This is a genomic window from Candidatus Eisenbacteria bacterium (genome assembly GCA_035577985.1).
Classification (GTDB): domain Bacteria; phylum Desulfobacterota; class Binatia; order DP-6; family DP-6; genus DATJZY01.
In genome coordinates, this window is the sequence record DATJZY010000148.1 from 23,460 (window position 1) to 30,680 (window position 7,221).

The 7,221-nt window shown below is 71.4% G+C and carries 7 protein-coding genes; 4 read left to right on the top strand and 3 right to left on the bottom strand.

Annotation, left to right across the window (positions count from 1 at the left end; genetic code table 11):
- Nucleotides 1–39 precede the first annotated feature (39 nt).
- Both VMS22_21715 and VMS22_21720 read left to right on the top strand, forming a co-directional pair.
- Entirely contained in the window at nt 40–453 is a 414-nt protein-coding gene (locus VMS22_21715; protein ID HXJ36663.1) for a hypothetical protein, read from the top strand.
- The gene (locus VMS22_21720; protein HXJ36664.1) at nt 450–932 is read left to right on the top strand and encodes a hypothetical protein; all 483 of its coding nucleotides are present in this window, start codon (nt 450–452) and stop codon (nt 930–932) included. The genes VMS22_21715 and VMS22_21720 overlap by 4 nt, the downstream gene beginning before the upstream one ends.
- A gap of 1 nt (nt 933) precedes the next feature.
- Here the strand turns inward: VMS22_21720 and VMS22_21725 are convergent, their stop codons facing one another.
- Nucleotides 934–2,145: a S1 RNA-binding domain-containing protein gene (locus tag VMS22_21725; protein HXJ36665.1), complete on the bottom strand. Its 1,212-nt coding sequence runs from the start codon at nt 2,143–2,145 to the stop codon at nt 934–936.
- Between the two features lie 76 nt (nt 2,146–2,221).
- Between VMS22_21725 and VMS22_21730 the strand changes: the two genes are divergently transcribed.
- Complete coding sequence (locus tag VMS22_21730; protein ID HXJ36666.1) at nt 2,222–2,710, top strand: cupin domain-containing protein; 489 nt, start codon at nt 2,222–2,224, stop codon at nt 2,708–2,710.
- Nucleotides 2,711–2,722: 12 nt separating this feature from the next.
- Here the strand turns inward: VMS22_21730 and VMS22_21735 are convergent, their stop codons facing one another.
- Together VMS22_21735 and VMS22_21740 are read right to left on the bottom strand one after the other, a co-directional pair.
- Nucleotides 2,723–3,919 carry a hypothetical protein gene (locus VMS22_21735; protein HXJ36667.1) on the bottom strand — a complete coding sequence of 399 codons (1,197 nt, stop codon included), beginning with the start codon at nt 3,917–3,919 and terminating at the stop codon, nt 2,723–2,725.
- Between the two features lie 91 nt (nt 3,920–4,010).
- Nucleotides 4,011–5,174 carry a steroid 3-ketoacyl-CoA thiolase gene (locus tag VMS22_21740; protein ID HXJ36668.1) on the bottom strand — a complete coding sequence of 388 codons (1,164 nt, stop codon included), beginning with the start codon at nt 5,172–5,174 and terminating at the stop codon, nt 4,011–4,013.
- A 143-nt stretch (nt 5,175–5,317) separates the two neighbouring features.
- Between VMS22_21740 and VMS22_21745 the strand changes: the two genes are divergently transcribed.
- Nucleotides 5,318–7,027, top strand: coding sequence for a pectin acetylesterase-family hydrolase (locus VMS22_21745; protein HXJ36669.1), 1,710 nt, complete (start codon nt 5,318–5,320; stop codon nt 7,025–7,027).
- Nucleotides 7,028–7,221 lie beyond the last annotated feature (194 nt).

Below are 7,221 nucleotides of genomic sequence, written 5' to 3' on the forward strand. Positions count from 1 at the left end.
GGGTCTTGACCATGTATCACGGCGTGATACATGAGGGACGTGCGACATCACCACCGTGGCCGGCACGAGCGATGGCTTCATGCCCGGATCCCCGAGGAGCTCGAAGAGGCGCTCAAGCGCGAGGCCCTGCGGCGGCGGTGGCCGGTGTCGACCCTGGTGCGCGACGTCCTCGAAGGGGCGCTCGACATGGTCGAGCACATCGTCGAGGACAGCGCCGAGATCGCGCGGCGGGCCCAGGGGCCCCGCCATCCGCGGTCGCTCGACCACGTCTACGGCTGGCAGGAGCTGATCTTGAACCGCGGCGCCGAGTGCGCCGGCTGCGAGGTCGCGCTGCGCGTCGGCGAGACGGCGCATCGCGGCCTCACCGACGAGCCAGGTCCACCCGCCTTCCTGTGCCGCGCCTGCATTCGCCGGCTCCGCGAGCCGGCCAAGGAGAAGGAGCACGCATCATGACGCATTGTGGACACGATCACGGCCGGCATCGAAGCGACTGGCACGACGTCGGCAGCGCCGCCGAGGACTTCGCGCGACGCGTGGCGCGCGACGCCAGCAAGTTCGGCGAGCGGCTCGCCGAGCACGCCTCGGCGTTCGCCGGGAACATCTCGCGCGAGTGGCGCCGCCATCAACGGCACGGAACCGAATGGCGCGGCGACGACGTGCGCGCCGTCTTGAAGGAAGTCCGCGGGATCCTGACGGACGTGGTCGACGGCGTCGACGAGCTGATCGAGCGCTTCGTCCGGCCGACCCGCGAGACCGAGCCGCCGGAGGGCGCGTGGACGCGCGTCGTCACGAATCGCGAGGTCACGTGCGGGAGCTGCGCGCGCCCGATCGGCGCCGGTGAGGAGTGCCACCTCCGCCGCCGAGAGGACGGCCGCGAATTCCGCTGCCTCGCCTGCGGCCCCACGCCACCGGCCGACGCGCCCGCGAGCTGAGCTACTTCTTCCGCGACTTCGCGAGCAGGTCGGCGAGCGTGCCGAGGCTCGCCTTGTCGTCCGACTTCGCGAGGTGCGCCTCGGTGTCACGGCGCTCCTCGATCTCGGCCGCCTCCTTCGCCTGCTTCGCGCGCTCGACCATCGAGAGACCGATGCGGCGCTTCGCGGGATCCACCTCCACGATCGTGACCTCCACCGGATCGCCGATCGACACGATCTGGCGCGGATGGGACACGCGGCGATCGAGCGCCATGCGCGAGACGTGCACGAGGCCGTCGAGCCCCGGCGCCAGCTCGACGAAGGCGCCGAACTGCTCGAGCCGCCGCACGACGCCAGTGGCCGTTGCCCCGACCGGAAAGCGCTCGCGCACGGTCGCCCACGGGTCGGGCGCGAGCGCGCGCAGCGAGAGGCCGACGCGGCCCGGTCCCTTCGCCGTCGCCGGCTCGAGCTTCACGACCTGCGCGTCGACACGCTGGCCGACCTGGAGCACGTCGGCGGGATTCGAGACGCGGGCGTAGCCTAGCTCGCTCACGTGGATCAGGCCTTCGATGCCGCCGAGATCCACGAACGCACCGAAGTCGCGCAACGACGTCACGGTGCCGCTCACGATCGCTCCTTCCTCGAGCGACGCCCACGTGGCCGCGCCCTGCGCGGCGGCCTCGTCCTCCAGGAGCTGGCGGCGCGAGACGACCACGTTGCGGCCGCCGGCGTCGAGCTTCGTGATGCGGAAGCGGAACCTCTGCCCGACGTACGTCGCGCCCTCCGTCCGCCGGCGATCGATCTGCGACCCCGGACAGAACGCGCGCACGGTCCCGAGCTGGACGTCGAAGCCGCCCTTGTTCTCGCCCGTGACGAGGCCCTCGACGGCGATGCCGTGCGCGAACGCCTGCTCGAGCTCGCCGGGCACGTGCCCGCCCCGCCCCGCGACGCGCTTGAGGACGATCGAGCCGGAGCGCGATCCGTCGTCGACGACCGTCGCCTCGATCTCGTCGCCGTCCTTCAGTCGGATCTCGCCGGTCGCGGGATCGCGAAACTCGCCGATGTCGATCGCGGCCTCGGCCTTGCCACCGACGTCGACGAACGCGGTCGAGCTCCCGACCGCGATCACGCGCCCGCGGACGACGTCGCCGGCGACGATCCGCTTCTCGCGACGGCGCGGCGCCTCGCTGGCGGCGAGGAGCGCGGCGAAGTCCTCGTCGTCCGCAGGTGCCATACCGGCTGCATAGCGCGGATTCGCCGCCATGGCGACGCGGCTTGCACGGCCTCGCGGTGGGGACTACCCGGCGAACATGGACACGAAGCCCGTTCTCCCCGCCCTCGATCCGCGCACCGTCCCCGCGCGAAAGTCGACCGGCTACCCGACCGAGGCGTTCCGCGCCATGGTCGCGGGCCGCGGCAAGCAGGCGCTGGGCGATGCGCTCGGCCTCGCGAACTTCGGGGTGAACCTGGTTCGCCTCGAGCCCGGTGCCTACTCGTCGCTGCGGCACTGGCACACGCGCCAGGACGAGTTCGTCTGGATCCTCGAAGGCGAGATCACGCTCATCACCGACCAGGGCGAGCAGGTGCTCGGCCCCGGCATGTGCGCGGGGTTCGCCGCCGGCGTCGCGAACGGACATCACCTGACGAACCGGACGTCGCGCCCCGCGGTCTATCTCGAGGTGGGCGATCGCCTGCCGGGCGACGGCGCCAACTATCCCGACCCGAACGTCGACCTCCAGGTGCGCTCGACGCGATCGGGCTACCAGTACCAGCACAAGGATGGCCGTCCGTACGAGTGAGACGGAGCGCGTCTAGCGGGCGCACGGGCCGAGATCGACGGGCGGCGATTCCGCCGCGAGCAGCACCGCAGCCTGCGCGGTGAGAGCGCGCGCGCCCGCGAGCGGGCGCGGCGGGCGCGGATCCTGCGGACATGATCCGGGATCCCCGGGCAGACGATGCGGCGGCGAGCCGCTCTCGAACCCGAGACGCGCGAGCAGCCAGGGAATGCCGAAGTCGCCCATCCAGCTGTAGCCGGGACGCGCCTCGACCGACGTCGCGACGCGCGTTCCCTGGCCGTCGACGTAGATCGGCGCGCCGGTCGTGAGGTCGTGGAAGCGGGCCCAGCACGCGGGCCCGATGCGAACGCGCGCGAGCCAGTCCGCCGCGGACGACGCGGCCGCGCAATAGCGCCGATCGCCCGTCGCCGCCGCGAGCGCGACCAGGGCTTCGATCGCGTGCCGCGTCTCCCAGGTCGCGAGCGCCGGCAGCTCGAATGCGCGTGCTCGTGACGGCCGCCCGGCAGCATCGTATTGCTGCGCCCACGCGGCGGCGGGCGGCCGTCCCTGCACCGTCACCAGCCAATTGCCCGCGCGCCGCGCGATCGCGAGCAGCTCGGGACGCCCGAGGGTCGCCGACGCCGCGATGAGCGTCGTCACGGCGAACGGCGTGGCGCCGTCGTTCAAGGCCGGCTGATCCTCGTAGTGTGGATGTGCGCGCCGCAGCCATTCGGGCCGCGCGTCGAGCGGCCACGCGCCCGACGCGAGCTGCGAGCGGCGCAGGAGATCGATGCCGCGCTCGGCCCCGGCGCGGTAGCGCGGCTCGCCCGTCACCTCCCAGAGCGCGAGCAGGAAGCGCGTCGCGCCCGGTGTGATGTCGTCGTCGAGCATGGGACGGAGCCCGGCGGTCGCGCGGAACCACCACGGCGTCCGATCGCCGTACACCGGCAGCTCGGAGAACCAACCACCGGGCGCGAGCTGCGTCGCCAGCAGCAGATCGCCCGCGCGCCGCGCGGCGGCGAGGTAGGTGTCGCGCCCCGTGCGCCGGTAACCCTCGACGAGCACGAGGCCCGCCGCGGGCGTGCCGGGGCTGCGCACGACGACGAGGTCCCAGCCGGCGAGGCCGAGCGGCCCGAGCCAGTGCTCGGCCGTCTTCACGACCAGCGTGAACGGCTCCGGGCGCGTGCCCGGCGCGGATGCGAAGACCCATCCGCCCTGCGCGCGCTCGGCCACCGCGAGCGCGTCCAGCGTATCGGTGAGCGGATCGGCGTGTGCCCGCCCGGCGACGAGCGTCGCCGCGAGCGCGATGCCGAGCCGCCGGCGTCTACAGCCGCTCGATGATCGTGCCCGTACCGAGTCCGCCCCCGCAACACATGGCGATGAGCCCGTACCGACCGCCCGTGCGCTCGAGCTCGTGGAGCGCCGTCGTGATCAGGCGTGCACCGGTGCAACCGGTCGGATGGCCGAGCGCGATCGCGCCGCCGTTCGGATTCACGCGCTCGGGATTCGGTCCGCACGCCTTCTGCCAGGCGAGGACGACCGACGCGAAGGCCTCGTTCACCTCGAACGTATCCATCTGCTGGATCTTGAGGCCGGTCTGCGCGAGCACCTTCTGGGTCGCGGGGATCGGCCCCTTCAACATCGTCACCGGATCGACGCCGACGAGCGTGGTCGTGACGATGCGGGCGCGCGGCCTGAGGCCCGAGCGCTTCACCCGCTCCGGCGACGCGAGCAGCACCGCGGAGGCGCCGTCGGAGACCTGCGACGACGTACCGGCGGTGTGGACGCCGTTCGGCTCGACCGGCTTCAACGCCGCGAGCTTCTCCATCGACGTCGCGCGGAGACCCTCGTCGCGCGACACGGTGCGCTTCTCGCCCGTCGGCTTCCCGTCCTCGGCCAGGACGGGCGCTTCGAGCGGAACGACCTCGCGCGTGAAGCGGCCCTCCTCCCACGCCTTGATCGCCTTCTCCTGGCTCTGGAGACCGAAGCGATCGGTGTCTTCGCGCGTGATGCCGAACTCCTTCGCGATCATCTCCGCGCCTTGGAACTGCGAGGCGAACGCGAAGTGATCCTTGTACGACGGCGGCAGCGGATGCCCACCGGCCATGTTCGAGCCGAGCGGCACGCGGGTCATCATCTCGACACCGCACGCCAGAACCAGATCCTCGATGCCGGCACCGATGAGGCCCGCCGCGAGCGACGTCGCCTGCTGCGAGGAGCCGCACTGGCTGTCGATCGTCGTCGCCGGCACCTCGAGCGGGAGACCCTGCGCGAGCCACGCCGAGCGGGCGAGGTTGAAGGACTGCTCGCCCACCTGCGAGACGCAGCCGCCGATGATCTGGCCGATCTCCCTGGGATCGAGCTTGGCGCGCCCGACGCACGCCTTCTGCACGGCGCCCAGGAGCGAGCCCGGATGGAGCCCCGCGAGCCCGCCCTTGCGGCGGCCGATGGGCGAACGAACGGCTTCGACGATGAACACTTCCTGCATTGGCGGAGAGCCTCCCGGCAGACGGTAGTGCCCGTTCGGGGGCGGCGTGTCGAGCCCGCGGCTCTTTGGCGGTTACCAAGCAAAGGTCGATCTGGTAGGACCTCCCATCGCGCGACACATCGCGCTCGAGGGGGACTGTCCGCATGCCGCATGCTCGTTCGCGCGCGCTCGCCGCCGCGCTGGCGCTCACGATCCCGGCCGCCGTCCACGCGGCGTCCGACTATCCGACGAACGTGTGCGTCGCGAAGAAGCTCGCCGCCGCCGCAACTGCGTGTCGCGCCATCGTGAAGAGCGACAAGGCGCAGAAGCGGTCGATCCCGAAGCTGGCGAAGGTGTGGCGCAAGGCCGAGCGCAAGGCCACGAAGGCCGGCGTCGACTGCGCGGAGACCACGGCCACGGCGTCGGAGCTGGCGGCGGCCATCGGCAGCGCCACCGGCGCGTTCACCGGCGTGCTCGACGGGGCGAGCGGCTCGTGCCGGAAGGGCGTCCGCAACGCCGCCGCGAAGGCGTGCGCGGCGCTGCTCGCGGCCGAGTCGAAGCTCGTCGCCGCGCCGGACGAGGACGGCGATCGCTCGGCGCTCGGCGCCACGCGCACACAGGCGCTTGCCGACCTCGGCAGCGCGCTCTCGACCCTCGCCGGCAAGGGCTGCGTGCCGACCGGCGACGTTCCGGCGCTCACCGAGCACGTCGCCGACAAGGCGATCCTCGCGCTCGAGGTGTCGCCCAAGGTCCCGACCGCCTGGACGCGCGTCGATCCGCCGGCGTCGGTCATGTACGACGGCAAGGAGCTGCAGCCGATCTGCGCGCACGGCACGCCGTACGCGTACTGGGTACGGCGCGGCACGGTGAACAAGCTCCTCGTGTACTACGAGGGCGGCGGCGCGTGCTTCGACCAGCTCACCTGCGGCAATCCCGTCTACGACAGCTCGGTCGAGGACGACGACGACCCCGGGCTGTACACGACCGGCCTCGGCGACGTGATGAACCCGGCGAACCCGTTCCGCGACTGGAACGCGGTCTTCGTCTCGTATTGCACCGGCGACATCCACTGGGGCGACGCGACCGTGACGTACGGGACCGGAGCCGGGGCCGTGACGATCAACCACCGCGGCGCCGTGAACGCGCGCGTGGTCGAGAAATGGGCGCGCGAGCACTTCGTCGAGCCGGACGAGGTCTTCGTGTCGGGCTCGAGCGCGGGCGCGTACGGCGCCATCTCGGGATCGACGTTCCTCATGGAGAAGGTCTACCGCGCCTCGCAGTTCAACGTCGTCGGCGACGCCGGCAACGGCGTTGTCACGAACGCGTTCGTCCAGACGCAGCTCCTGGGGTGGGGCATCGAGAACAACCTGCCGCGCTGGATTCCCGCCCTCGACGTGCCGGATCTCCGCTCGCTCGACATCGCCGATCTCTGGACGGCCATCGCGAACTTCTACCCGCGGAACCGCTTCGCGCAGTACACCTCGGCCTTCGATGGCGGCAACGGCAGCCAGACCTTCTTCTACAACGTCATGGTGAACGTGGCCGACATCACCAAGTGGCTCAATTGGTGGGAGCAGTCCTGCGACTGGAACGCGAAGATGCGGACCCTGGCGCAGGACACGGCCGCCCGAGCCCCGAACTACCGCTACTACATCGGCGCCGGCGACCGGCACACGATCTGGGGCAGCAACAAGATCTACACCGACACGAAGGGCGGCGTCCCTCCGTTCGTCGACTGGATCCAGGCGATGCGCGCCGGCTCGTCCGCGTGGACGAACGTCGAGTGCACCGACTGCTCGCTGCTGCCGGAGGACTCGAATCCCGGAATGCCCCCGTTCAATCCGGACGGGTCGGTGAGCTGTCCGGCGCCGTAGCGGAGCGCGGAAGAAGACGTAGCGGGGAGCGCGGGGTGGGCGCGAGGTCTCCGCTAGGATGAACGGCAGGTCAAGTCTCGGTAGAGGCGGTTGATCGAGCGTTGATCACCTCCCACGTATGGAAGTGGGGCGACGCATGGTCGGGTGCGCGCAGTCGATGAGGACAGTTCGGCGACGGTAGATCACGCTAGGAT